24 protein-coding genes are annotated in these 26,179 nt (G+C 36.5%); 7 read left to right on the top strand and 17 right to left on the bottom strand.

Annotated features, from left to right (window positions below):
- Nucleotides 1–93: 93 nt before the first annotated feature.
- The gene (locus CBF35_RS01140) at nt 94–525 is read right to left on the bottom strand and encodes a GNAT family N-acetyltransferase (RefSeq protein ID WP_126778052.1); all 432 of its coding nucleotides are present in this window, start codon (nt 523–525) and stop codon (nt 94–96) included.
- 142 nt (nt 526–667) lie between these two features.
- Here CBF35_RS01140 and CBF35_RS01135 point away from each other — a divergent pair, with 142 nt between their 5' ends.
- Nucleotides 668–1,129 (top strand): GyrI-like domain-containing protein, encoded by a 462-nt coding sequence (locus tag CBF35_RS01135; protein ID WP_126778051.1) that lies wholly within the window; start codon nt 668–670, stop codon nt 1,127–1,129.
- A 208-nt stretch (nt 1,130–1,337) separates the two neighbouring features.
- On the opposite strand, the gene CBF35_RS01130 is transcribed toward CBF35_RS01135, so the two are convergent.
- From CBF35_RS01130 to CBF35_RS01120, 3 genes are read right to left on the bottom strand one after another with little or no spacing between them, the layout of a single operon-like run.
- Entirely contained in the window at nt 1,338–3,299 is a 1,962-nt protein-coding gene (locus tag CBF35_RS01130) for a carbohydrate-binding domain-containing protein (protein WP_170174675.1), read from the bottom strand.
- A 13-nt stretch (nt 3,300–3,312) separates the two neighbouring features.
- Nucleotides 3,313–3,990: a DUF4956 domain-containing protein gene (locus CBF35_RS01125; RefSeq protein ID WP_126778049.1), complete on the bottom strand. Its 678-nt coding sequence runs from the start codon at nt 3,988–3,990 to the stop codon at nt 3,313–3,315.
- Nucleotides 3,980–4,708, bottom strand: coding sequence for a polyphosphate polymerase domain-containing protein (locus tag CBF35_RS01120; RefSeq protein WP_126778048.1), 729 nt, complete (start codon nt 4,706–4,708; stop codon nt 3,980–3,982). The genes CBF35_RS01125 and CBF35_RS01120 overlap by 11 nt, the downstream gene beginning before the upstream one ends.
- A gap of 153 nt (nt 4,709–4,861) precedes the next feature.
- On the opposite strand from CBF35_RS01120, the gene CBF35_RS01115 reads away from it, so the two are divergent.
- From CBF35_RS01115 to CBF35_RS01105, 3 genes are read left to right on the top strand one after another with little or no spacing between them, the layout of a single operon-like run.
- A complete protein-coding gene (locus CBF35_RS01115; RefSeq protein ID WP_126778047.1) occupies nt 4,862–5,413 on the top strand; it encodes a hypothetical protein in 552 nt (183 codons plus the stop codon).
- Between the two features lie 5 nt (nt 5,414–5,418).
- A complete protein-coding gene (locus CBF35_RS01110; RefSeq protein WP_126778046.1) occupies nt 5,419–6,099 on the top strand; it encodes a response regulator transcription factor in 681 nt (226 codons plus the stop codon).
- Entirely contained in the window at nt 6,096–7,388 is a 1,293-nt protein-coding gene (locus tag CBF35_RS01105) for a sensor histidine kinase (RefSeq protein ID WP_126778045.1), read from the top strand. Before CBF35_RS01110 ends, CBF35_RS01105 begins: the two co-directional genes overlap by 4 nt.
- Before the next feature lie 58 nt (nt 7,389–7,446).
- On the opposite strand, the gene CBF35_RS14840 is transcribed toward CBF35_RS01105, so the two are convergent.
- The gene (locus tag CBF35_RS14840; RefSeq protein ID WP_170174674.1) at nt 7,447–7,614 is read right to left on the bottom strand and encodes a hypothetical protein; all 168 of its coding nucleotides are present in this window, start codon (nt 7,612–7,614) and stop codon (nt 7,447–7,449) included.
- Nucleotides 7,615–8,011: 397 nt separating this feature from the next.
- Here CBF35_RS14840 and CBF35_RS01100 point away from each other — a divergent pair, with 397 nt between their 5' ends.
- Together CBF35_RS01100 and CBF35_RS01095 are read left to right on the top strand one after the other, a co-directional pair.
- Entirely contained in the window at nt 8,012–8,974 is a 963-nt protein-coding gene (locus tag CBF35_RS01100) for a leucine-rich repeat domain-containing protein (protein ID WP_170174673.1), read from the top strand.
- Nucleotides 8,975–8,981: 7 nt separating this feature from the next.
- Nucleotides 8,982–10,556 carry an LPXTG cell wall anchor domain-containing protein gene (locus CBF35_RS01095; protein ID WP_126778043.1) on the top strand — a complete coding sequence of 525 codons (1,575 nt, stop codon included), beginning with the start codon at nt 8,982–8,984 and terminating at the stop codon, nt 10,554–10,556.
- Between the two features lie 73 nt (nt 10,557–10,629).
- Here the strand turns inward: CBF35_RS01095 and CBF35_RS01090 are convergent, their stop codons facing one another.
- From CBF35_RS01090 to CBF35_RS01080, 3 genes are all read right to left on the bottom strand, one after another.
- Entirely contained in the window at nt 10,630–11,427 is a 798-nt protein-coding gene (locus CBF35_RS01090; RefSeq protein WP_126778042.1) for a helix-turn-helix domain-containing protein, read from the bottom strand.
- Between the two features lie 219 nt (nt 11,428–11,646).
- Entirely contained in the window at nt 11,647–12,057 is a 411-nt protein-coding gene (locus tag CBF35_RS01085) for a hypothetical protein (protein ID WP_126778041.1), read from the bottom strand.
- A 260-nt stretch (nt 12,058–12,317) separates the two neighbouring features.
- The gene (locus CBF35_RS01080) at nt 12,318–13,259 is read right to left on the bottom strand and encodes a 2-dehydropantoate 2-reductase (protein ID WP_126778040.1); all 942 of its coding nucleotides are present in this window, start codon (nt 13,257–13,259) and stop codon (nt 12,318–12,320) included.
- Nucleotides 13,260–13,508: 249 nt separating this feature from the next.
- Here CBF35_RS01080 and CBF35_RS01075 point away from each other — a divergent pair, with 249 nt between their 5' ends.
- Complete coding sequence (locus tag CBF35_RS01075) at nt 13,509–14,399, top strand: LysR family transcriptional regulator (protein WP_126778039.1); 891 nt, start codon at nt 13,509–13,511, stop codon at nt 14,397–14,399.
- Here the strand turns inward: CBF35_RS01075 and CBF35_RS01070 are convergent.
- From CBF35_RS01070 to CBF35_RS01030, 9 genes are all read right to left on the bottom strand, one after another.
- On the bottom strand, nt 14,396–15,454 hold the full coding sequence (locus CBF35_RS01070; protein ID WP_126778038.1) for a PTS sugar transporter subunit IIC: 1,059 nt from the start codon (nt 15,452–15,454) through the stop codon (nt 14,396–14,398). The two genes, CBF35_RS01075 and CBF35_RS01070, sit on opposite strands and share 4 nt — an antisense overlap.
- Nucleotides 15,455–15,655: 201 nt before the next feature.
- Nucleotides 15,656–16,966: a dihydrolipoamide acetyltransferase family protein gene (locus CBF35_RS01065; RefSeq protein ID WP_126778037.1), complete on the bottom strand. Its 1,311-nt coding sequence runs from the start codon at nt 16,964–16,966 to the stop codon at nt 15,656–15,658.
- Nucleotides 16,967–16,981: 15 nt separating this feature from the next.
- Nucleotides 16,982–17,968: an alpha-ketoacid dehydrogenase subunit beta gene (locus CBF35_RS01060; protein WP_126778036.1), complete on the bottom strand. Its 987-nt coding sequence runs from the start codon at nt 17,966–17,968 to the stop codon at nt 16,982–16,984.
- A 27-nt stretch (nt 17,969–17,995) separates the two neighbouring features.
- Nucleotides 17,996–18,991 carry a thiamine pyrophosphate-dependent dehydrogenase E1 component subunit alpha gene (locus CBF35_RS01055; RefSeq protein ID WP_126778035.1) on the bottom strand — a complete coding sequence of 332 codons (996 nt, stop codon included), beginning with the start codon at nt 18,989–18,991 and terminating at the stop codon, nt 17,996–17,998.
- A gap of 8 nt (nt 18,992–18,999) precedes the next feature.
- Nucleotides 19,000–20,412, bottom strand: a complete 1,413-nt coding sequence (gene lpdA / locus CBF35_RS01050; protein ID WP_126778034.1) for a dihydrolipoyl dehydrogenase — start codon at nt 20,410–20,412, stop codon at nt 19,000–19,002.
- 18 nt (nt 20,413–20,430) lie between these two features.
- Nucleotides 20,431–21,507, bottom strand: a complete 1,077-nt coding sequence (buk, locus tag CBF35_RS01045; RefSeq protein WP_126778033.1) for a butyrate kinase — start codon at nt 21,505–21,507, stop codon at nt 20,431–20,433.
- An 18-nt stretch (nt 21,508–21,525) separates the two neighbouring features.
- Entirely contained in the window at nt 21,526–22,350 is an 825-nt protein-coding gene (locus CBF35_RS01040; protein WP_126778032.1) for a phosphate acyltransferase, read from the bottom strand.
- Between the two features lie 356 nt (nt 22,351–22,706).
- Nucleotides 22,707–23,525, bottom strand: a complete 819-nt coding sequence (locus CBF35_RS01035) for a MurR/RpiR family transcriptional regulator (RefSeq protein WP_126778031.1) — start codon at nt 23,523–23,525, stop codon at nt 22,707–22,709.
- 6 nt (nt 23,526–23,531) lie between these two features.
- Entirely contained in the window at nt 23,532–26,159 is a 2,628-nt protein-coding gene (locus tag CBF35_RS01030) for a glycoside hydrolase family 38 N-terminal domain-containing protein (protein ID WP_126778030.1), read from the bottom strand.
- Between the last annotated feature and the right edge of the window lie 20 nt (nt 26,160–26,179).

The raw sequence follows: 26,179 nt of genomic DNA, 5'->3' as shown, positions 1-26,179 counted from the left end.
CAACACCTGCCTTCACTAATTTGTTTTCCCTTACTTAAAAGTATATGGTCTATCTTGTAAAAACTCAAATTTGACGCTAGTTTATAGGAATTTTCACGTTGTTATTAACTCTAAATGTAATATTGGGTAATTTCCCTCAGCATGATCTTGTTGATCACGACTAACAATCTTGAAACCGGCTTTTTGATAAAAGGTTAAAGCCCCTTGATTATCTTCATTAACGTCGACTTTAGTGACGCCATTAGCGATTAAATAAGCTAATATTTCTTTTCCGTAGCCTTGACCAATGAAAGCAGGGTCTAAAAACAACATTTCTAACTGATTGCTGCTTGTTGCAGAAAATCCAATTAAGCGCTCATCAACTAACCACAACTTAACATTTAACAGATCTAAGTACTGGGGGATTAATTTTTCGATTTCTCCAAAATCTTCTGGTTTTAAAAATAAATGCGTGTGTTCCACTGAGGCTGCCCAGATTTTAACAATGGCTGGATAGTCTCCTGTTAAAGCTTGTCTAAAGTTCATGACTACTCCTTCGATTAACTTAAGTTACTTCTATCCTATCACAACTAACTAACCTTTTAAAATCTCTCCTTGAAATAAATTTTATATCATATTATCCTTAGTTCAGACACCGGTGGACTACTACAAAAACGAGGTTTTTATTATGACATTAGACATTATATACTTGACAAAAACAACTATTATTCACATGAGACAGATCGGGCCTTACGGTCAAAAAAATCAGCAACTGATGACTGACTTTAAAAATATTTTAACAGACCAACACTTATTGACTATTGACAGTATCCTTTTAGGGATTCCCTTAGATGATCCACAGTTAACACTACCTGTTAATTGTCGCTATGAGGTTGGACTGATTGTTCCAACGACTTTCGACCTTAGCCCCTTACCTAAAATTATACAAAAAAGAACATTAGCTGGTGGGAATTATGCCAGCTTTCAAGTCCCTCATACTCCGGAAGGTTTAATGACTATTTGGGCTGAGTTTCCTGTTAAAATAAAAAAAGAAGGACTTGTTCTTGATATTTCACGGCCAGTCATTGAAAGATACGCTAGCCAACTCCTCCTTCAGCACCGATGTGAACTGCTTGTGCCGATTCATTAAATTTAATGACAAACTGCAAAATAAACCAAGCACGCTTCCTTTTAGGAAGACCGCTTGGTTTATTCGAATTAGGATTCAATTCAACAGTCAGTAGCAAGGAGCTCTGCTAATTTAATGAAGGTTAATTCATTCACTAGCCCCCCTTAATGTTTTAACACTAATTTAATATAAGTTTTTCTGCCACAGTGCCCCTAAGTCAATGACGATACTACTTAAAACTACCAGGTCCACCGCCCCCAGGACCTCCCATCTGATTACCAGAAACAGCTTCACCTGTTTCCGAAATACTGGTAATGACTGTTGATAACTCAATTTCTAGCAAGTTATCCCCTGAATACTGCCCACCTGTGTACAACCCTTGGTTATTTGTACCAGTATCTTTACCACCTGTTGATAACTGATACTTTCCTCCGATAGTTAAATCCGGGCTACTAACTAAAATATGTTGATAAGCTTTCATCGGTTGATAACTAATTAAAGAGTTACCAGTACTATCACTAATATTAAACAGTGTATTCCCTGCTTGACTACTATCAAAGTATAAAGATAAAGCCCCTTGGGTAGACGTCTCACTTGTGGCCATCGCCATCCCTGAACTGCCAGCAGCTACAAGGGTACCACCTGTTTGATTAAAACTTCCATCATAATCTAAGGCACCATTTCCCCCATTAGTCGACCCATCTACTAATAAGGTCCCTCCAATCATATTAATGTCACCATTGGAATCAACACCGTCCCCTTCCGCATTAACGTAAATAGTGCCACCATTGATTGTTAATAAATAGTTACCTGCTGTTGTACTAGCAGCGTTAATCCCATCGTCACTACTCGTCACACTAATTTGACCGTCTTCAATCACAATCTCTGCCCCTTCAATCCCTTCATATGACTGACTAATTTCGATTGTTCCATTATTAACCGTTGTTTTTTGATTGGCATGAATTCCGTCATCTCCACTTTTTATTTTAAATTCGCCGTTATTAATTGTTAGATTACCATCTGCATGTAAGCTATCATCAACGGTATCAAAAGTAAATTCACCTTTATCTATTAGTAATTCTTCACCGGCTTTAAGCCCTTTCCCACTATCACTCGTCTTTTCAGCTTCTTCTTCAGCTTCACTAATTTCTTCTGAATTTTCTGTTAACGTAGTCGGCTCTTCGCTAGGATTCCTTGGGATTTCTTGACCATTTCCAGGAAAATCGGTTTGCTGGCCTTTCATGCCTGCTCCCTCACTTCCACCCATCATTCCCCCAGCTTCAGGTTCATCAGTGATTTTTGTGCTAGCTTTTGCGCCACCACCAGTTGTCACAGTCAAAACCGATTGGGATATTTTCAAGTCGGTTTCAGCCTGAATGCCATCATGCTCTGCCACAATCTTAAATGTCCCTCCATCAATGCCAATCCAACCGAGGCTTTCATCTTTCGTATTACTACTTTGAATCCCATCATTTTTAACATTCAACTGATAATCGCCAGCTAAAATTGAAACTGAGTCACTGCCTTTAAGGCCATTATTCGCTGCCGTTACTTGATAATTTCCAGCAACGAAAACTAAATCATCTTTACTGCGAATGCCGTCTTGGTAATTGCCTGTTACCTTTAATGCCCCATCGCCATTAAAGGTTAGATCTTCTTGGCTAAAGATGGTCCCATCTTTTTCATCTGTACTCTCACGATTCTTACTATCACTAAAGGTATTTTCACTGCCTTCAGCTAAAGTTACAATTACCTTGTCAGCTGTTTCAACAAAAAAGGGACTAGTTTGACTATTCATAATCTCTGTACCATTTAGTAAGATTTGTACGTCATCATTCGTTTTATCCGTGGCGATAATGAGTTGCCCATCACTTAGTTTGCCACTTATTTCATAACTCCCTCCCTTAGTAATTGTGATAGTATTTTCTTTCACTGTTACTCCTGAACCACTGACTTCGGTCTTGCCGTCTTTTAAAGCAATTTTCGTTTCTGCTTCCTCTGACGTTAAAACAGTCAGATCTTTATTACTATATTTACCATACTTACCTGTGGTAATTTCTTGGGTCATTTCTGAATTAGCCACTTTTTGAGTATTGTTTTTAATTGGTGTTGCCTTTTCTTGACTGCTACAACCGGCAATTATTAAACTAGCGGCTATTATCAGTACTTTACTACCTTGTTTTTTATCCATTTGAAACACTCCTCTATAGTTCATCACGATTTGCCGCAACCTTACCTGAACTGACTGTCAAATTGCCATTACGAATGCGAATTTGATCTAACAATTTTTTTTCTGTTTTTATATCTTTAAAGATCACATGATAACAAATCTCGTATAAGCTCCCCATATTCGTCGTTTTAACCCGTTCCAAAACATAACTATGAGTGTGTTCTTCCCATAAATCATCAAATAAATTAGGATAATCTAGATCTTCTGGAATTACAATTTTAATGTCACGTTCCGCTACTTGGCGTTTTTGACCAAAAGAACTCCCTTGTAAAGCTAGTAACATGACGCCGGTTAAAACTGAAAAAACTACAATGTAAGTAATGTATCCCATCCCTGTTGCTAAACCGATTCCCATAGCCCAAAAAATACTAGTAATTTCTCGAGAACCACCGGCGACAGACCGGAAGCGAATTAAGCTAAAGGCGCCTAAAACCGCCATCCCAGTTCCTAAGTTGCCATTAACTAGCATAATCACAGACTGGACTAAGACTGGCAAAATCGCTAAGGTCATCACAAAGTTTTTTGAATAGGTATTACGATACATGTGAATATACGCCACTCCTAAGCCTAAAACTAATGAAGCAACTGTACAAATTAATAATTGATTTAAAGTAACACTTTCAGCATTTTCTGCTAATAAACTAGATAACATCTTTAAAATCCTCCTCATGATATAAGTAACGTTTGTAAGTTTGACCGTATTTGGTAAAACTACTCGGATAAATTTCTAACTTAGCTAAAATGTCAGCAAACCAAAGGGGATAAGCCCCTAAAGCTTTGACTTCCATTAAAACTGCAATTTCCGGAGCAACTAATTGGCCCTCAGCTCCTTTAGTTAAATCCAAGTTAGTTGTCCGCCACCTTATATTAAAATCAAAAGTCACCCGGAAACTGTCATCTGTTGGATCAAATAAGGCACGTCGATCATAAGCAATCATTACTTTAGGAACTAATTGCTTTTGCCTGACTAACCAAGTAATCTCTTGACTAATTTGCTGATCAACTAGCTTCTTAGACTTAAGTTTCTGCTGATTAGTCAAATAAGCTGAAACATCTTGATAGGCCAAGCCAATTCGGCGCTTGTAAACAATGCCTTGACACTTTTTTTTGATTTCTAAAAACACTTTATCTTTTACTTGAAGCTTCCCATAGGCACGTAAACGAAATTTTTCACGATACATAGGTTTTTCTAAGGAGTGACGAATCAATTCAAAATTTTCAGTGTCATAATACACGGAGCTAATTGTATGAAGACCGTAGTCATCTTCAATCATGTGACCGGCTAACGCTTTTCTTAACCCTTCATAATTTTCCTTAGTTAAAATATATTTTTTCTCTTTCCGTTTAAAAGCTTGTTTTAATTTTGCCATTCACTTTCACTCTTTCTCTTTGTTGATAAGTCTAGCTTACCTTGATTAACATAAACGAAGCTTAAATCGCCAAAAACCATATTCCTAGCTGTTAAGCTTCATTTAAGTTTCTTTTTCTATACTTGTTCTATAAATAAAAAGGAGTGACTATAAATGCAACTTTCAACACAATTAACTTTAACTAGTCAGCAAACTCAAGCTCTTTTCCAATTACTAGATCAACATTTCACAAAAATAAGAACACAACGTTTAGAAGAAATTAACTTTCAACTATTAGTAGCATCGGAAAAAAATTTATCGTTACATAAACAAACGACTTCTCAGCGGACTGACTATCGTTTAATTTATCATGATCATTCGATTCAGTTAGACGAGGCTTTAATTCCTTATTATTTAAAAAAAGAACAGCCCCCTTATCCAGGGAATGACATGTTCAATGAACATTTCTGGGTTTGGCAACAACAAGATGCCACGCCTAAAAGTTTAGTCATTAGTGACAAATATCATTTTTTAACTTATGAACACGCTAGCCAACTGACTTTGACTACTTCTTACGTCGCCACTAGTCAGAAAAACACTCTTTACTTCACTAATGGCCATTCCCTTATGAACACAAAAGCTGTTATGATAGAGTTAAAATCAATGACAAACGCTTTTCCAGAATGGTTAGTGAATTGGATAGCAACGATTAAGAAAGGCGGTTAGCCCTGATGATTAAACTTTTGTTAGTTGAAGACGATGAGATTTTATCTGATAGTATTAAAGATATTTTAGAAAAATTAGGTGAGATTACTCAGATTTATGATGGTGAAGAAGGGCTTTTTGAAGCCCAATCACAATTATATGATTTAATTGTTTTAGACATTATGCTCCCAAGTTTAGATGGCTACCAAGTGCTAAATAAACTGAGACAGACTGAAAACGATACACCTGTCTTATTATTAACTGCTAAAGATGGTTTAGAAGATAAAATCAAAGGCTTTAAAAATGGCGCAGATGATTACTTAACAAAACCTTTTCATCGTGAGGAACTGTTACTCCGCTGTCAGGCTATGTTAAAACGCAGTCTAGGTTTAACTACTGATCATCAACTTCGCTTTCGCAATACGTTATGTGACACCCTTAACCATACCGTTACTATTAATGAAAAATCAGTTGAATTCCAAGGGAAAGAATTTGAATTATTAGTCTATTTATTCCAACAAAAAAATCGTATTGTGACAAAAGAACAAATTTTCGATCGGATTTGGGGCTTTGATTCCAATACTTCCTATACAGTTGTCGAAGTCTATATGAGTAACTTAAGAAAGAAATTAAAAGCTAACGACTCTGAGGTTTTTATTAAAACATTACGAAATGTCGGTTATCTTCTAGGAGATGATTCGATATGAAACAAGAATTTAAGCAACAACGCTCGCTCTTCGTTCGGAACATCTTTGCCTTTGGAATTATTTTCTTATTACTTGGTTTGATTGTCACCCAAGTCTTAACTATCTCTTTATACAAAAATGTCGACGAAGAACTAATCAGAATGGTTTCCGATGACCAATTTATCGTTAAAGAATTAGAACATACAACAGATGAGGGACCTCCAAGAAACTTCAAAAAAGATGATTTTGGTCCGATGCAACCTAATAGTTTTAAGACACAAATTATTTTATGGTCAAAAGATGGACAAATTCTAAATCAGAAAGCTTTAGGCGATCGATTTTATGAATTTTCAACACTTGAATTACAAACAACTACTGAAGAAAAAATTATCCCTTTGATCCTCAGCGACTCTAACTCGAACAAATTAAACTTTCGCTCGGTTACTAAATCTGTTAACTATGAGGATGTGGCTTATGTTCAGTTTCTATCAAATACTAACCAAACAGAAGATACGATGGCCTTCTTTAGAATCGTCTTAATTATTTGTATGATTATTTTCTGGATTATTTCAATTTTTGTCAGTTATTTTTTAGCAAAACTAAACATGAAACCAATTATGGCTTCATGGAAAAAACAACAAGAATTCGTTGAGAATTCCTCACATGAATTACGGACACCACTAACAATTATCCAAGCCAAATTAGAGAAATTATTCACCCAACCGACTCACACAATTTTAGAAGAATCAGAAGACATCGCTCTAGCATTAAACGAAGTTCGCCGTCTTAGCCAATTAACTAAGGACTTACTTCTATTAGCACGTTCTGATAGTAATGAATTAGTCATTGATAAACAATCTATTAATAGTCACGACTTTTTAACTACAATTATTGCCCCTTATCAAGAAATTGCTGCTAGTCAAAATAAAGTCCTTTCGTTGAAAGAACTTGGACAACATGACCTGATTATCGATACAAAACTTTTGACTCAACTAATAATTATTTTGATTGATAACGCCTTAAAATACTCAAAAGAAACAGATCAAATTTTAATTACTTCTCAATTTAAAGAAAAAAAATGGCTACTTAGTGTGGCTGACACCGGGATTGGCTTAAAAGATGATAATAAAGGGCTCATTTTCCAGCGCTTTTATCGTGAAGATCAAGCACGTCAAAGAAAAACCGGTGGTTACGGTCTGGGTTTATCTATTGCAAAATGGATTGTCGAATCACACGGTGGCAAGATTTCCGTCACAGACAATCAACCTACAGGCACTATTTTCAATGTGAGCATTCCCATGACTGATTAAAATAAAAAACTTTACCAATTAGTTCCTTTAAATAAGGTGACTAGCTGATAAAGTTTTTTTATTTTTCATTTAATTTAATTTTAATCGTCTCAACTGTTCGCTCACTATACAAGTGCTTTGAACAGGCTGGACAGTCATAGGACACTCGTTTCGGTTTCGGTCGCTCTTCCCCATAAACTTTCATTAACATCGTAAAACATTGTTTACATTGAAATTCATCTTTCATCAGATTCACTCCTTCCTTTAGTATTATACCAAAGATATTTTTTTAAAACAGTAGTAGCTTATTTTTCTCGTTTCTTAATCTCCAAGACAAAAAATAGTGAAAATATTAACAAAATAATATTTCATTTTCTTAGAGTTAAAATAAATAAACACCATAATAACAAAGATAACTACCTACCAATAAGTATAGATAGCTAAAAAACGTTATTTTACAATATTATAGCAATAAACATATAGTTCTCTAGCTATAAAACGAATACACGTTCATTAAGTCGACTGTAAAAATAAAACATATACAAACCTCAATATAACGCCTTTTTTCATTTACTAAACAGTATTTGAACATGTGGAAAAGGTGTGTTATTATACACTAAACAATATAAAAAGGAGGCTGAATGATGAAGGCTAACACATTATTATTAACTGCATTAATCTTAACAAATACTGCTTTTACCAACACTATCAATCTTAACCAACAATCAAAATCCGAGGTGAAACTTTCCGACAAATCAAGTGATTTAATGAGCATAAAGTTGCAAAAACCTTTAGTAAGTGAAACAAAAGAAACTAACGAACTTTCCTTGGACACATGGATGCCTGATAAAAATCTCCAAAATGCTACAGCTCGCATTCTCAGAATTCCTCTAACAGAAGTCACTCAAGAGCGCATGAAAGATATTAATTTTTTTAACGCAGAACAAGAGGGTATTATTAATTTAACTGGTTTAGAATATCTAACAAACGCTTCTTCGGTTAACCTTAAATATAATTCAATTGAGAACCTCGATCCTCTAATGTATTTACCAAGACTTCAAGCCCTCCAACTTACTGGAAATCAGATTACTAACATCAGACCCTTAGCTAATCTCACCGATTTAACATTTTTAGATGTTAATAGTAATCTAATTAGTCAATTTCCAACAGACGTGATTTTTCCTAAACTCGATGGCTTATCCGTTTCTAGTAATCAAATCACAGAAATCGATTTTATAAACAGCTTGCCTGTCTTAACCCACTTAACCATTGACAATAACCCTATCGAAGACACTACTCCCTTACAAGATTTTTCAAAATTGACCTACCTTATGTTAGGTGGCTACTATAGCCGGATTAGTGACATTTCAGCATTGAAAAATTTAACTAATTTGCAATCTTTAGGTTTGTTTCAAAGTTCGGTAACTGATTTCAGTCCTTTAAAAGACTTAACCAACTTAACTTCTTTAACGATCGATCAGACACCGATTACAAGTACGACTGACCTTGTCAATTTAACTAATTTAGTGACCCTTGCAATTAGTGATGGTCAACTTACAGATATTGAGCCCATTGGGAGTTTAAAAAAGCTGGACTCTCTCTCTTAATGGTAATATGATTAGTGACATTGAACCGCTTAAAACATTAACAACTCTTAGCTATTTAAATCTCGAAAGTAATCAAATTATTGATTTGACTCCCTTAGCCAGTTTAAATTTGCTGTTTTCCGTCAATGCTTCTAATAATCAAGTAATTGACATCCAACCACTCAGTAACTTAAATCTTCACTATTTATACATGACCGATCAGCAAATTAACTTACCTGATTTACTAACCGATGAGTCTACTCATCAACAAGTCTTTTCAATCCTTAATACCGATGGGAGCATCATTCCTCTAACTCTTAAAGGAATGGCAGAAGAAATTGGTGAGTATGACATTCAAAAAGGCTTGATGAATTGGAGCAACCTTAGTGGTTCTGGTAGCTTACTAGCAACTTGGGAAATGAGCAATCTCCTTGGGAATGCTTATTTAGGGCCTTTCTCTGGCACCATCTCTCAACATTACATAGTCAAAGACATACCTGAGACTAGCTCTTCTACTCCCGCTGAATCAACGACTAGTGAATCTAGTCAAAGTACAGAACCTAGTTCTACTGAATCAAGTGACTCAGAATCAACTTCTAGCCAGAGCATAGAACCTAGTTCTACTGAATCAAGTGACTCAGAATCAACTTCTAGTCAGTCTGATCAACCTAGTTCTACTGTACCAAGTGAGTCAGATTCAACTTCTAGTCAGTCTGCTGAACCTAGTTCTACCGAATCAAGTGAGTCAGAATCAACTTCTAGTCAGTCTGCTGAACCTAGTTCTACTGAATCAAGTGAGTCAGATTCAACTCCTAGTCAGTCTTCTGAACCTAGTTCTACCGAATCAAGTGAGTCAGAATCAACTTCTAGTCAGTCTTCTGAACCTAGCTCAACTGAAACAAGTGAGTCAGAATCAACTTCTAGTCAGTCTTCTGAACCTAGCTCAACTGAATCAAGTGAGTCAGAATCAACTTCTAGTCAGTCTTCTGAACCTAGTTCTACCGAATCAAGTGAGTCAGAATCAACTTCTAGTCAGTCTTCTGAACCTAGCTCAACTGAAACAAGTGAGTCAGAATCAACTTCTAGTCAGTCTGCTGAACCTAGCTCAACTGAATCAAGTGAGTCAGAATCAACTTCTAGTCAGTCTTCTGAACCTAGCTCAACTGAATCAAGTGAGTCAGAATCAACTTCTAGTCAGTCTGCTGAACCTAGTTCTACCGAATCAAGTGAGTCAGAATCAACTTCTAGTCAGTCTTCTGAACCTAGTTCAACTGAATCAAGTGAGTCAGAATCAACTTCTAGTCAGAGCACAGAACCTAGTACTACTGAACCAAGCGAAACGAAACCAAGTTCAAGTACCACAGAATCAAGTCAAAGCGGAACTCCTGCTTCAACTGAACAAAGCGGTACAAAGCCAAGTTCAAGTGATTCTTCAAGTTCAGGTGCGATAACTAAACCACTGGATAAAACTATCCCTTCAACCCCTAATAAAAATAAGTTACCTCAAACAGGCGAACAAATTAGTAATGGGTTTGCTACAACTATTGGAAGCTTCTTATTAGGTAGTATTTTAATTAACTTTCGAAAAAGATTGAATAAATAATTATAACAAAAAGAGTTGACGAAAATAATTCGTCAACTCTTTTTATGTACTATCCTAACAATCAGCAGGAAAATTAATCACCCTTAACTTTTTCAAAGCCATTAATCAAATCATACTGTTTTTTAGTTGACTTATACAACTTTTCTAACGATTTTTTGTTTGCTGCTAAATAGTCTTTAGCAGTTTGAATGTCTTTTTCAGTCAAGGACTCGCCTTTGCCAGAAGTAAACACCTCTTGTGAATTACTATTTACGACGTAGTTAATATTTTCATCAATTAGGACTGAAAAAGATAGTCCTCCATCGGAGACAGGAATGTCAGTCGAAACAAGCCCTGACTCATTAATTAGCACACTATATAATAGCTCTTCTGAATTATCTGTTGCCTTCTGATTCCCCATTAACCAAATGTTGTTTTTCTTCAAATAGCTTTGAGAAAACGCTCTACCGATATCATAAGCTGTTGTGAAGTAGTCGATATCCTGCTCTGAATAAACATAACTATCTTCAACTAATTCCCAATTTGTTCTTAAATAACGATAGGTCGAATAACTTTTGCCTAACCAAACACCATTAATAACTAAAAATAATCCGAGACAGACAACGACTGCCTCCACCATTTTTTTATAAAGGCCATTCTTTCTTACTTCTTGACTGACTTGCTTAACCATCCCCATGTCCTCCTTCAATAAAATATCGAGAGAGAGATCATACAAATTACTTAAGTCTACAATTAATTCTAAACTCGGGTACGTTCGCCCGACTTCCCAACTAGAAATAGTCGTTCGTGAGACATGTAAAACATCTGCTACTTCTTGCTGAGTTAACCCTTGATTTTTTCTCGCAATTTTTAACCGTTCACCGATTGTCATAATCTCGCCTCCTCTACTTTATTATGGCTGACTTTTGAATTTATAGTAGTTTCAATCTGTGTCATTCTAATGATACCAAGGATGCTACAATTTAACACAGCTTCTTTCCCAAGCTAAGCTGACTCTTTTAGCTTTTGATATGTGACTCTTAACTAAAAATGAATTTCAACAAACTAAAAAGCCCGGAAAGAGTAACACTCCTTTTCCAAGCTTTAACTATTACAACAAATTCTTTATATAATTGTAATCAGCACGGGTTAACCGATCTTTATAAATAATACTGCGATTAGTATCAGAAAAAACAAAGTAATTTTTTTTCGTCCGAATCTTCAAGTTTTCAAAAGTTGCACTAAAATCTCCAACTGACAAGCCTTTTTCAAATACAGTAATTTTACCAATGGGGTTAGTAGTTAACATAGTATACAATGCCATTACAATAACTAGAATCCCTAAGATTAAGAAAAGATACTCTGAAGGAAACCCTAAAACTGCATACTTTTCATAGAATCCTGTTCTAATTACAGGGATGAAAAAACCGATAACTGCCCCGCCACCAATTAACAGTTCTATTAAAATAACTAAAAGTTTAGAACGGGGTTTAATTTCTTTTACGACTGCACCTAAATCCATTTATCAACGCTTCCTTTCGTTACTCTGACTCAACTATCCTATTCTAATTATCACCTTTAACTAAGCTAGTATTTACTACTTATCAGCAAAAAAACACACATTAATTATGATATATTATTCGAACGAATATCGCCATCGTTAACACCTCTAAGCTTATCACATCTAGTACTGATACTCAAATGACAGTTCTTCTTTTAGTCGTTGTCAAAACAAAAAAACCTCAAAATAGCTTGAGGTTTCTACAGTAAACAGCACTCCGTTTATTTAGCGCCTAAAATTTCTTCTTTTGAATGAACTAAGCTTGTTAAAAAGGCACAGTAAGGTGTTGGGATGTTATACTTTTCACCTTTTCTAACAATTGCACCATTAATATAGTCAATTTCAGTTAGACGATTATTCGTAATTAAATCTTGGTGCATTGATGGGTGATGTTCACCAATCGTTTCACGATTATAACAGCCTTTAATCTGAGTCAGAACTTCTGACAGATCTAAATTAACATTTTCAGCTTTCGCAACAGCTAAAAATTCCTTCACAATATTTTCAACAATGAAATCTGCAGGGGCTGTTTCACCAAAGTCAGCCATACTAGAGTCAAGAATCGTACATAAGCCATTCATTGTGCCATTAACACAAGCTTTTTTATAAATTGAGGCTAAGATATTATCCGCATAACGAGCGTTTAAGCCTGCTTCTGTTAAGACTTTTGCCGTTTCTTTGGCAATCTCTTCTTGGCCTTCACCAAGGTTTTGGAGATCAACTGTGCCGTTACCGAAGAGTTTAACTTCCCCTGGTCCAACCATGCCAGCTGTCCACATCGTGTTACCTAGTAAGATATTCTCAAAAGGTACATACTTTTGAATAACTTCCTCGTGACCAATCCCATTTAATAAACATAGAACCTTTGTCTCTGTTTGTAACATTCCTTGGATTGCTTGCATCATAGCATCTAGTTGCATCGCTTTTGTAAAGACAATTACTAATTCAGCTGCAAAATCAACCTCAGCTAATTGATCTTGATGATAAGCTGGAATTTTGGCAATGACTTCTTCGCCGTTTAAATTAGCTTTTAAACCATTTTGATTAATTAAATCAATGTGTGCTTGCCAACCGTCGATTAGAATAACTTCGTGATTATTTTGATGAAGCATAATTCCAAACCGACTTCCCATAGCACCTGCACCAGCAATAATAATTTTCATAGTAAATTCCTCACTTCTTCTTTTAGTATAGTATACCTTTTGTTTCTGAAAAACACACTGTCTTTATTATACTTTGTGAAATAAAATCACTTTTACATGTTTTGTTACTAGTTATTTAATGATGAAAAACCGGTTAAACTTTCCCTGCCACATCTGCTATTAGCTCATAGTTATGGTAAAATAGGTAAGGAGATATTTCTTGAGCACTTTATTGAAAACGCTTAAATACATCTAAGAAAGGATTATGTTATGAATATTCAACAATTAAAATATTTCATTCAAATTGCTGATAGTCGCAATGTTTCCGACGCAGCTTTAAGCCTATTCGTTACCCAACCGACTCTCTCCCTTGCCTTAAAAAAAATGGAAGGGGAATTAAACACAAAACTCTTTAATCACTCAGACAGCCCGTACCAATTAACAGATACGGGACTGGTCTTATATGAGCGTGGTCAAGTTCTTGTTCAACAATTCGACCAATTAATAGATGATTTACATAGTATGCAAGATACTTCTAGCAAGCAAGTCATTCATTTGGGCTTAACGACTTTATTCGCTATGCAGTTTATGAAAGAAATTTCGACCTTCTTAGCCCAAAACCCTAATGTTGAATTAATTATTAAACAAGGTGGCTCTCATGAATTACAGAAAATGTTAGTTAATAAAGAAATTGATATTGGCTTAGTCTCTTTTCCCAACTACCAAACGGAAATGATTAATATTGATGTCTTAGAAACGACCACTCGTGGCTACAACGTCTATGTCGTTGTGCCTGAAAATAACCCCTTGGCTAGTTTGGAAGAATTGACTTTCAAAGATTTAAAAGGTCAACGCTTTTCTTCCTTAAGCGACAACTTTATGATCGGTCGCATGTTAATTGACCAAAGTCGTGCCTTTGGTTTTGAACCAAATATCGTTCTTTATAATGATGACTTACAAGTCTTAATTCACAGTGTTGTTAAAAACAATTCAATTTGTTTGCTGCCAATTGAATACCGTCAAGTTGGTAAAAGCGAAGGCGTCAAATGGATTCCACTCAAAGATAAGTACAATTTTTTCCCCATTGGTATCGCCTTACGCAAAGACTACTTACGGACAGATGTCCTTGATAATTTCATCGGTATTATTAAAGAAAATTAACCTTGGAAAGCAAATACTTTTTTACTATCGTATAATTTTAACGTTTTCTCAAAGATAATTTTTGAAGCAAATCCTACGGCAATTGGTACTAGGAACCAACAGATGATTAGTGGCACAATTCCTAACCCAGCATCAAGTGACGCTAAAGGTCCAACTAAACCAACTAAACCGAATCCAGCTGATTGAGGCGTTCCTGAAATTCCTAGTAAAGCTACTGGAATTGCTGAAATCGCTGCTGTGAATAAACAAGGGACTAAGATGATTGGATACTTGAATAAGTTAGGCATCATCATTTTCATTCCACCTAGAGAAATAGCTAAAGTTACGCCAGATTGATTGACTTTCCAAGAGTTAATAACTAAGACAATTGTTGTTGCGGCAATCCCCATGGCTGCTGCTCCTGCTGATACCCCATTTAATTGAATCGCTAAGCCAATCGCAACGGTTGTGATTGGTGAGATAATTAGGGCGGCGAAAGAACAAGCGATCAAGATACTCATAACAATTGGTTGGAAATTTGTAAAGTTATTAATCACATTTCCAATGGCAACTGTGATTTGTGTCACAAGAGGATACGTGAACATCCCTATTAAGCCAGCGCCGATGCCGACTACAATTGGTAAGGCGATGATTTCAACAGAACCAAATTTACTACCGATAAATAATAACATTAAGACAGCGACTGAGGCAGTGATCATAATATTGATAATGTCACCAGTACCTGCGCCAACATAATTCGCTAAATCTAAATCATTTTTGATAACCCCGGAACCGACAAAAGCGGCACCACCAGTCATCATCATCTTAGCTGGCGTTAACTTAAATTGATAAGCGATTAAACTCCCAATAATTAAAGGTGTGGCTAATTGGAAAATTTTAGCGGCATCAATGACCATCGCTGCTAAAGTATAGTGAGCAAAATATTTTAAAATAGCACTTAAAACAGCGTTAGGTATTAAGGCAATAATGGTTCCTGTTGCCGTACCTGCTAAAACTTTGTTGAGAAATAGTTTTGGTGTTAATTTTTCTTCGACTGCTGCTGCTGTTGTTGTCATATGAAACACTCCCATTAATTTTTTCTTAAATTAATCTATTTACAGGACTGGCTCAATGAGCGAGTCTTGTTTTTTTATTACTGACATTAATAAACAGACATATAAGTTAAGAGCTCTGTGCTAAAGCCATTTTACATTACTATGTAGTTGACTAAAGCAACAGAACTCCTTCTTATATTATTTGATTTTTAGTTGGATTGTTTAATAAATATCTGCTTCATTTGAAAAACGTGCTAAGTTTTCTTTGACGTCTTTCAAGAATTTACCAGCTTGTTGACCATCAAGAATACGGTGATCAATTGATAGTGATAAGTTAACCATATCAGCTGTTTTAAAGCCACCATCAGCTGTTGGAACAACCCGCTTAACGATTGATTCAACTTGGAGAATGGCTGCTTGTGGGTGGTTGATAATACCCATTGATTGAACAGCACCGATTGAACCAGTGTTATTTAAGGTAAACGTACCACCTTGCATGTCTTTGTTGCCTAATGTACCGTTACGGACTTCTAAAGCTAAACGATTAATCTCTTTCGCTAAACCAGAAAGTGAATAGTTATCTGCTTGTTGAATCACTGGTACATATAAATGCTCATCCGTTGTAATCGCAATCGACATATTAATGTCATTGTGATAAATAATGTTGCCATTATCCCATGATGTATTCATTTTCGGATTCTTTTTCAAAGCTTGAACAACAGCTTTAGCAAAGAATGGGAAGAAGCTTAACGCATAGCCTTCTTTTTGTTTAAACTCATCTTTGACACTATTACGTAATTTAACAATGTTACTAACATCTGCTTCAACCATAATCCAAGCGTGCGGAATTTCCGTGACACTTTGAACCATTTTCTTAGCAATTGCTTTGCGAACGCCATCAGCAGGCACAACTTCTGAACCTTTTGGAACAACCATTGGCTGAACTGCTGGTGTTGGTGCTTGTGTTACTGGTGTTGCTGGTGTTGCTGGTGTTGCTGGTGTTGCTGGCGTTGCTGGCGCTGGTGCCACAGCTTCCGCTGCCACTTGGTTAGCTGGATCGAAGTTCATAATATCTTTACGAGTGATTCGACCGCCTTTTCCTGAACCTGGAACTTGATTTAAGTCGATGCCTTTTTCTTGAGCCATTCTGACGACAGCTGGTGAAAAACGACCGGCATTTTCTTGGTTACCAGATTTAACTGGTGCTTTTGGTGCTGCTGCTTTAGGTGCCGCTACTTCAGGTGCTGGAGCTGCTGCTTCAACTGCAACTGTTGGTTCATCAGCACTTTCACCTTCAGCGTCTAAAGTCATTAAGACTGTCCCAATTGGAACGGTCACATCTAAATCAACTAAGTACTCTTTAATAACACCATCAAAATCAGATGGAATTTCAGTTGTCACTTTATCTGAAACAACTTCCATTAAAGGTTGGTAACGTTCAACTTTGTCGCCTGGTTTAACTAACCACCCTATTACTGTTGCTTCTGTAACACTTTCCCCTAAATTGGGCATTAATATTTCTTTTATCGCCATGCTAATTTCCCCCTTTTAAAACTCTGCTAGATTCTTCATTGCTTCAATTACTTGATCTTCATTTACTAAGAATTCACGCTCTAATTCTAAAGCGTAAGCCATACTTGGTGCATCTGGTCCAGCTAAACGTTGGATTGGTGCATCTAGATCGAATAAAGCATCTTCAGAAATCATGGCAGCAATTTCACTCATGATACTGCCTTCTTTATTGTCTTCAGTAATTAGTAACACTTTACCTGTTTTCTTCGCTGCATTAACTAATGTTTCACGGTCTAGTGGGTACAGTGAACGAACGTCAACAACTTCTGCTTCAATGCCTTCCGCGGCTAATTTCTCAGCTGCTGAAATCGCATATTGTAACACCATGCCGTAACCGATAACTGTAATATCAGAACCTTCACGAACAACATTCGCTTTATCAATTGGCACAACGTAATCATCAGTGGGAACGTCAGCTTTTAATAAACGATACAAGCGTTTGTGCTCATAGAAAATAACTGGATCGTCTGAACGAATGGCTGCTTTAATCATGCCTTTTGCATCATACGGGTTTGAAGGTGTCACTACTCGCAAACCAGGTTGGCCAGCAAATAATTTTTCCGTTGATTGTGAGTGATATAACCCACCACGAACCCCACCACCATAAGGCGTACGGTAAACGATTGGTGCTGTCCAGTCACCTTTTGTCCGGTAACGTAACGTTCTTGCTTCTGATAAAATTTGGTTTGTTGCTGGTAAAATATAATCTGCGAATTGGAATTCACCAATTGCTCGGTAACCCATTAAACCTAAACCAACGCTCATACCGCCGATTAAACCTTCTGTTAGAGGTGTGTTGAAACAACGGTCATCGCCGTATTTAGCAGCTAAGCCTTTTGTTACGCCAAAGACCCCACCTTTATCTCCACCTACGTCTTCACCAAAAATTACTACTTTCTCATCACGAGCCATTTCTTCAGAAATTCCTAAGTTTAATGCCTCTAAATATGTCATTTCAGCCATAATTATCCATTCCTCTCTATCATTGAATTATTGATCAGCGTATACTTGCTCTAATAATGAATCTGCTGTTGGATCTGGCATTGCTTCTGCTTCGTCAGTCGCTTTATTGATTTCAGCCTTCACATCAGCATCCATCTTGTCCATTTCGGCTTGAGTCATGTAACCTTCGTCAATCAATTGTTTTTGGAACATATCTAAAGGATCGACTTCTTTCATTCTTTCGATTTCTTCAGCTGAACGGTAAATCGTTTGATCATCATCGGCTGAGTGAGACGTTAGACGTGAGACCATTAATTCAATTAATTTTGGTCCTTTTTTATTACGAGCATCTTCAACTGCTTTTTTGAAAGTTAAGTAAACTTCAGTAAAGTCATTACCATCAACAGTAATTCCTTCAAAGCCGTAACCAGCTGCCCGGTCTGACATTCTTTCGTTAGCGTATTGCTCTTTCGTACCAACTGAGATTGCATAGCCATTGTTTTCAACAACGAAGATCACTGGTAATTTTTTAACACCGGCAAAGTTCATTGCTTCTTGGACTTCTCCTTGGTTAGCTGACCCTTCACCAGTTGTTGTTAAAGCTACCATATCTGATTTAGATAATTGAGCGCCGTAAGCAACCCCTGTTGCTAAAGGCATTTGCGTACTAACTGTTGAAGAGAATGAGACAATGTTATGCTCTTTTGAACCATAGTGGTTAGGCATTTGACGGCCGTGTGATGATGGGTCAGCTTCTTTACCAAATGATCCCATTAAAATATCTTTTGGTGTCATGCCCCAAACAATACATGCTGTCATGTCACGGTAGTAGGGTAAAAAGTAATCTTTTTTGTGATCAAAAGCCATTGCCATGGCAACTTGACCAACTTCAGCCCCTTGACCAGAAATGTTAAAAGATGTTTTACCAATCCGTGTTAATTGCCATAAACGTTCGTCTAAACGACGACCTCTTAAAACTTCATAATAAGCTTGAATAATTGCTTCTTTCGATAAACCTGATTTTTTTAGTGCTTTCATTTTCATCAACCTTTCTATTTGTGAATAGCTACTCCGTAGGCATCTAATGCTGCTTCTTGAATAACTTCTGACATTGTTGGATGAGGATGAATCGCCTCGCCGATTTCTAACGGTGTTGCATCAAGATAAATTGCGGTACTTGCTTCGGAAATTAAATCTGTTGCGTGAGGGCCAATAATTGAAACCCCCAATAAGTCATCTGTCTCCAAATCACGAATTACTTCAACGAAACCACTTCCTTCTCCGTATATCAAGGCTTTGCCGTTGCCAGCAAAACTAAAATTACCTACTTTTACCTTTTTATCTCCTGGTACTGTTTCTTTCGTATAACCAACACTAGCGATTTCTGGGTTTGTGTAAACACAGCGAGGCACATTCGTATAGTTCAATGCTTCAACTGCTTCATCTAAAATATGACTAACAGCTAATTCCCCTTCTTTCATCGCCACGTGAGCTAGTTGTAACGTATCAATACAGTCACCAATCGCATAAATATGGCCTTCTGTTGTTTGATAGTTCTCATTCACTTGAATGCCTTTTTCATCAAACTTCACAGATGTGTTTTGTAAACCAATGTTCTTAGAATTTGGTTGACGGCCAATTGCGACCATTACTTTCTCAACGACTAGATCATCTTGGCCTTCAACTTTAACCGTGACATCTTTTTTACTAGGCGTAGCTGATTCAACTTTTGATTTAAGCAAGACTTTCACGCCTTTACTTTCTAAGTTTTTCTTCAACTCTCGAGAAATTGTGGCGCTTTCATTAATTAGTAAGCGATCTAAGAACTCAATGATTGTCACTTCAACGCCGAAGCTGTTTAATAATGACGCCCACTCAACACCGATGACACCGCCACCGATAATCGCAATTGATTTTGGTAATGCTTCTAGTTCTAACATCCCATCAGAAGATAAAATTTGTTTTTCATCTAAAGGTAAGTTTGGTAAAGTTTTTGGTGATGACCCTGTAGCAATAATCACATTTTTAGGGACGATAATGATTTCTTCTTTGTCTTCTTCATTGAAAGTCACAGCTACTGCTCCCGAAACTGGTGAAAAGATTGAAGGGCCTAAAACGGTGCCTGTGCCTTCTAAGATCGTAATTTTGTTCTTTTTACACAGACCTTCAACGCCTTTCGTTAACTGATTAACAATATCAGTTTTACGTTGTTGGATTTTACCAAAATTAACGACACCTGAATCTTTTGTTTCAATCCCAAAGTCACTAGCGGCTTTTAATGTATCGAAAACTTCAGCACTTCTAAGTAAAGCTTTTGTTGGAATACAGCCACGGTGTAAACACGTTCCACCTAGTTTAGCTTTCTCGACGATTGTAACTTTTAAACCTTTTTGAGCGGCGCGAATCGCGGCAACATAGCCACCAGTTCCCCCACCTAAAATCAGTAAATCTGTTTGTTCTGCCATCTTACTTCACTCCTACTTTTATCGATCTAGATTTTTGTAACTTAACCCTTTTTCTTCACCTGTTAAGACTCGTAAACCACCTTCATATAAAGCTTCCATTTCCATTTCACCTGGGAATGTTTCCACGTTAGCAATCCAGCTAACAGCTTCGGTAATTTTTTCAACGATGTATTTTGAATAAGCAACGCCACCAGTCAAGATGATGTAATCCACATTGCCTTTTAAAACTGTGGCCATTTCGCCGATTGCTTTAGCGATTTGGTAGCACATGCCGTCAACGTAGAACGTTTCTTTTTCTGCACCTTGGTCAATTTTATCAGCGATTGGTCGTAAATCAGTTTCATTTAAGTATGACTTCAAGCCACTGTTACCAGCGATTAAGCGTTTAACCTCAGTCAATGTTAACTTGTTTTCAATAATTTCCTGAGCAAAGTCGATTAAAGGTAACGTGCCACTTCGTTCTGGTGAATAAGGGCCTTCGCCATCAAGTCCGTTGACCACGTCAACCATCTTGCCTTTTTGATGAGCACCAATACTAATCCCGCCACCTAAGTGAGCAACAATGACATTGGCTTCTTCATATTTCAAATTATTCTCAACTAAAATTTTACGCGCTACGGCTTTTTGATTTAAGACATGTGAGACACTGCGACGTTCAATGCCAGCTAAGCCTGAAATTCTAGCAACAGGTAACATTTCATCTGCTACTACTGGATCAACGATAAAGGCTGGAATATGATAAACGCCACCAAGCTCATGAGCTAAAATCCCACCTAAGTTTGACGCGTGACTGCCGTAAGTTTCCATTTGTAAGTCAACTAACATTTCTTCATCGACTTGATAAGTACCACCAACGATTGGTTTTAATAACCCACCGCGACCGACAATTGCTACTAATGATTCTCCTAAGTTATGGTCTTTAATGAAAGTTAAAATTAATTCTTTTCTAAAGTCAGTTTGAGCGACGATTGTTTCAAAGCCCTCAATTTCCGACATGCTGTGACGAATAGTTTCTTCTGCTACTAATTTATGATCAGCGTAGGCTGCTAACTTAGTCGAAGTTGAACCAGGATTGATTGTTAAAATTGTTTCCATTTTCTTCCCCCTAAAGCTTTAAATTTGTTTCATGGCAAATTCTAATGAGTATAACTTACTGGCCATCGAGTCACTTCTTGACGTTAAGACAATTGGGACTTTCGTTCCGACTAACGTTCCGCCGACTAAAGCTCCACCAAACATCGTTAATGATTTGTATAAAAAGTTACCGGCATCAATGGCTGGTACAACTAAGACATCTGCGTCTCCCATGATTGGCCCTTCGTACCGTTTATGTTGAACTGAGTCTTCTGACATAGCTAAGTCTAAAGATAGCGGTCCGAAAACGGTTCCATCTTGACTGTTAACAAAATGCTCTGTGACTTCCGTTGCTAGGACGGATGAAGGCATTTTTGGATTGAAATTTTCAGCTGCACTTAGTAAAGCAATCTTCGGTTGGCTAATGCCAACTTTGTGAGCAACTTCTTTTGCACTCGTCACTATCTCAATTAACGTTTCCGTCGTTGGGGCAATGTTCATGGCTGAATCTGTTAATAAAATCGGTCGTTTCATTTCTGGTAATTGAATCATCGCCACATGAGAAAGGACTTTCTGTTTTTTTAGGTCATGTTCTTTTTGTAAAACTTCTTTTAAAACAACATGGGTTTGAATAATTCCTTTTAATAAAATTTGTGCCTGACCACTAGCTACGTAAGCCACGGCTTTGTTAATTAGTGTTGCTTCGTCTGGACATTGAACATAAGTCCACTGATTCTCTTTATCGATATTTGCTGCTGTATCGAAGACAACGAATTGTAATTGTTCTGGATAGCTCTCATGAGCTTTTTTGACCAACTCTAAAATTTCTGGTTGGGATCCTCCAGGGACTGAGACTGTAATCATTTCTTCACCTCACCGATTTAATGTTAACGCTTTCTTAACTACCTCTAGACTACATCATATTCAAAAATCTCGCTAATTGTTATATCTTATGACAGTATAAATAAGTTTTATAATTTGTGAACTAACCTACTAGCTATCACCTTCTAGTAATTTCCTCTTACTGTATTCTCATTATATTAAGGCTTTTTCCGCTAATTAATCCAGGTTAAATAGATATTTTCTATTCATTTATAGTCAAATTTATTAATTTCCCTTTATAATTTCTTAATAATCAGACAGCAAAAAAGGAATTTAGTCTAGTTGACTAAATTCCTTTTAGGGGGGGAGACATAAAATAGCATATTTAAACTATTTCACTAGTAATCTTCTTCACGGCCTCGATTAGTTAAGATTGCTTCCGATTGTAACCAATTTTGTAAGTAATCGGAATAGCTATGAATGTATCGTTCGTAAACAATATCTAATTGAATCAAAATAGGTATTTGTGGCGAAATATTTCCCATTGACTCTTCCCTAGTTAATGAAGCAGCAAATAATACAACATCAGCGTATTTAACTAAATGGGAGTCTTTATTAGCAGTTATCACAACAATTGGAATCTGTTTCTTTTTAGCATTTTTCAAAGCCCTTAGCATGGCTTCATCGGTTCCTCGTAAACTACACGCAATGACTAGTTCACTAGGATCAGCAAACTCAGTGGACATTAGAATTGAATTTTCTTCAGAAATAACTCTCACGTATTTGCCAAAGCGGGAGAACTTGAATTGAAAATCCATTCCTGCATAGGCATTAAAGCCCGTCCCTAAAAAATGAATTGTTTTATGATGATGAAGTAACTGACAAAATTTCTCTACCGACTCGGCAACATAAGTACCGTCTGTTCGAGTAGCCAGGGAGTGATAGACAGAAGTAATAGCAGAAGATTCTGTCGTCGCTCCAGTTTCTTTTTCACGACTTAAAGATAAGTTGTACAGAAAAATTAATTCCTTGTAATTATTTAAACCAATTTTTTTACAAAAACGAGTAATTGATGCTTTTGATACCGAAATTTTAGTTGATAGATTAGAAATAGTTAAACTTTCTTTCTTGCTTAAAAAATAATCTGCAACTACTTGTTCAACTCCTGTGAATTCTAAACGATAGGATTCAATTAAGAGAAAGATATCTTCTTGCATGGCAAGCTACTCCTTGTATTTTAGATTGATAGTTTTTATTTGACCTGGCGCAAAACTACCTAAAGCTATTCTATCACTAATAAACACATCCGTTAAGGCTGTCCCTGCTAAGTTAACAAACTCATAGTTAGTTTCAGCAGGCAGCTTCAGATAACCGCCATTGTCAACAACTTGGCTTTGGCTAGGATTAAAAACTCTAAGCTCTACTCCATCTTTTTGGCGGTTTTGTTTAAAACTGCTTAAAATGACATTTTGCCCTTCTAAAATTGGCCCTTGAATGTCAGGTACCTCATTTAATAAAGGGTTTGATACAAAATATTTCAAGGTTGTTGTAAAGCGATTCATTTCTTGAATTTGATAGAAAGGAACTGACACAGCATAATTCAAATAATCTGCCATGATCAAACTCGGGTTATAATTGTTAGTCAATTGGATAGCAAACTTAAACGTTAGACTTTTTTCTAATTGGCTATCTGGCGTAGGAATATATTTAAACTCATTACCTGATGCAATTCCTGGACGTCTAATCAAATCAGGGCGACCAAGAAAACCGACTGATCGGAATAAAGTTAAAGCAATCTGATTGAATGTTGAACCAACAAATTGGTATTCTTTAATGCCCTTCGCCATGACAGTTAGACTCTTTTCACTATTATGAGCATTCACGTAATGCAACATTGGGAAAATAGCAGTTGGCTCTTCACGCCAACCTAGCTCACGCCAATTTTCTAAAAACTCATCTTTGACTGGGCGAGTAATTGTGCCAAAGGGCGTGTCCGTATGTGACACGTCATTCTCTATATTAGTTTCAATTAAAACTCTCATCCGATGATCTAACGCCTTATTTTCGATATTTAAATGACATTCTATTCTATTAGTATCTTTTTTTAGCGTTATAGTTAGTTCATAGGGAACTTTTTGACTTAAGGTTTTAGACTCTCGTTCTGCCAAATTAAGCGGCAATAACCAATCACCTGTTAAGGTTAACTGTTCTTCCAACACACCTTTACTTACGACGCTTTGACTTTGACTAAAATCTAATGCTAATAAAAAGTCTTCATAAGGAGGGGAATAATCATAAGTATCGCCTTCATCACCACTGTCTTCGATTTTTAAGAAATCTTGATAGGTGTCTCCTGTGACTTTATCAATTAGACATAAGCCGCTGTTGCTTTTAGTAACGGAATAAAATTGATTCTCGATGTGATTTTTCTGTTCTATGACACTTACTCGAGGACTTGAATTCTTACTCGTTTTCGCCTGTAGAGTCACAAAACTTTGACCTGGCAGTTCTAACTCAACTAGGACTTCATGAATGTAATAAAATTGACTTTGATCCATTTCTTCCGGCTTTCGTTTGATGGAACCTGAATTTTCTTTACGAGTTTCAATCAATTGATAAGTTATTTCTGAATCCCCTTGCCACAAAGTGAAATACTCACTTGTTAAAGCTAATTCAAAACGGACTTGTTTTTTATCTGTGACTGGTATCGTGTTAAAAAAAGTCACTTCATTCTCTTTGACATTCGGTCGGGATTCAGCAATTTTTCTAGTTAAGTAATCAACAGCAGAATAAGATAATTCATCCGCTTCAATAAAACGGTCTAAAATAATTTTATTCGTTTTATCACTATTACAGCCACCAGCACTATCGTGGGCTTGATTCTTATTCAAGACTTTCCAAATACGATCGACTAAGCCTTGCTTGACTTCAATGCCTGCTTTTTTAGCTAAAACCATTAAAGGTTCTAATTGATAAATCATTCGTCTTTCCACTTTATCATTTAAATACTTATGATCGTAACGTGAAGAATAAATTGAACGGTGGATTTTCGACACTGAAGGGGAAATAAATTCACCTTCCACAGTCTCTAATGATTCAAAATCAATGTCATCAAAGAATTTTTCGTAAGTACTCTCAACTAACTCAAAATCAGTTAATTGATTATTGTAACTTGTAATTCGTGTTTTTAAATCGTAATCAACATACCGTTGATCCCCACCAACAGGTAAGAGTAAATTCTCCCCGGTACTCCCTTTGTCAATTGTCTCCATTAAACTCGAAGCATCATCGCTATAAATCAGACCAACGCCAACAAAATAGCCATCTTTAATATTTGCCGCTGTGACTTTCGAGCCGTCCTCAGATTGCCAGTTGAATTCTCGATCTGTGGTGATATTATTTGGCACACCTCGCCAAAAGATCGTCTTATCAATCCCAAAACCGTTATATATTTTAGGCATGTCTTTGCTTTGACCAAATGAATCGGGAAGATAGCCTACGGGGAAATAACCCCCTAATTCTTCAGCTAGCTCGATACCTAATTCTAAATTTCGGACAATTGATTCACCAGCGATAATTAGTTCATCGGTTTGTGTGTACCAAGGACCAATGTATAATTTTTTAGCTGTTACTAATTTTTTAATCCGTGATTTTTGTTCAGGAAAACATTGGAGGTATTCATCTAAAATACTCATTTGGCCATCTAATAAATAAAATGAAATAATCCCTTTTTCTAATGAGTTCATGACTTCATCTAGATGATAGGTCAGCTGAACAAATGATTCATTATTGGTAAAATACCATTCAAAATCCCAATGGGTGTGATGAACGACATGTACTTTCTTTTTCAATTTAATCATCCTCTACATCA

Origin of the sequence: Vagococcus salmoninarum, assembly GCF_003987495.1 — a bacterium.
Taxonomy (GTDB): Bacteria; Bacillota; Bacilli; order Lactobacillales; family Vagococcaceae; genus Vagococcus_D; species Vagococcus_D salmoninarum.
Note: the sequence above shows the minus strand (reverse complement) of the source record. Positions and strands in the feature narration are given on the sequence as shown.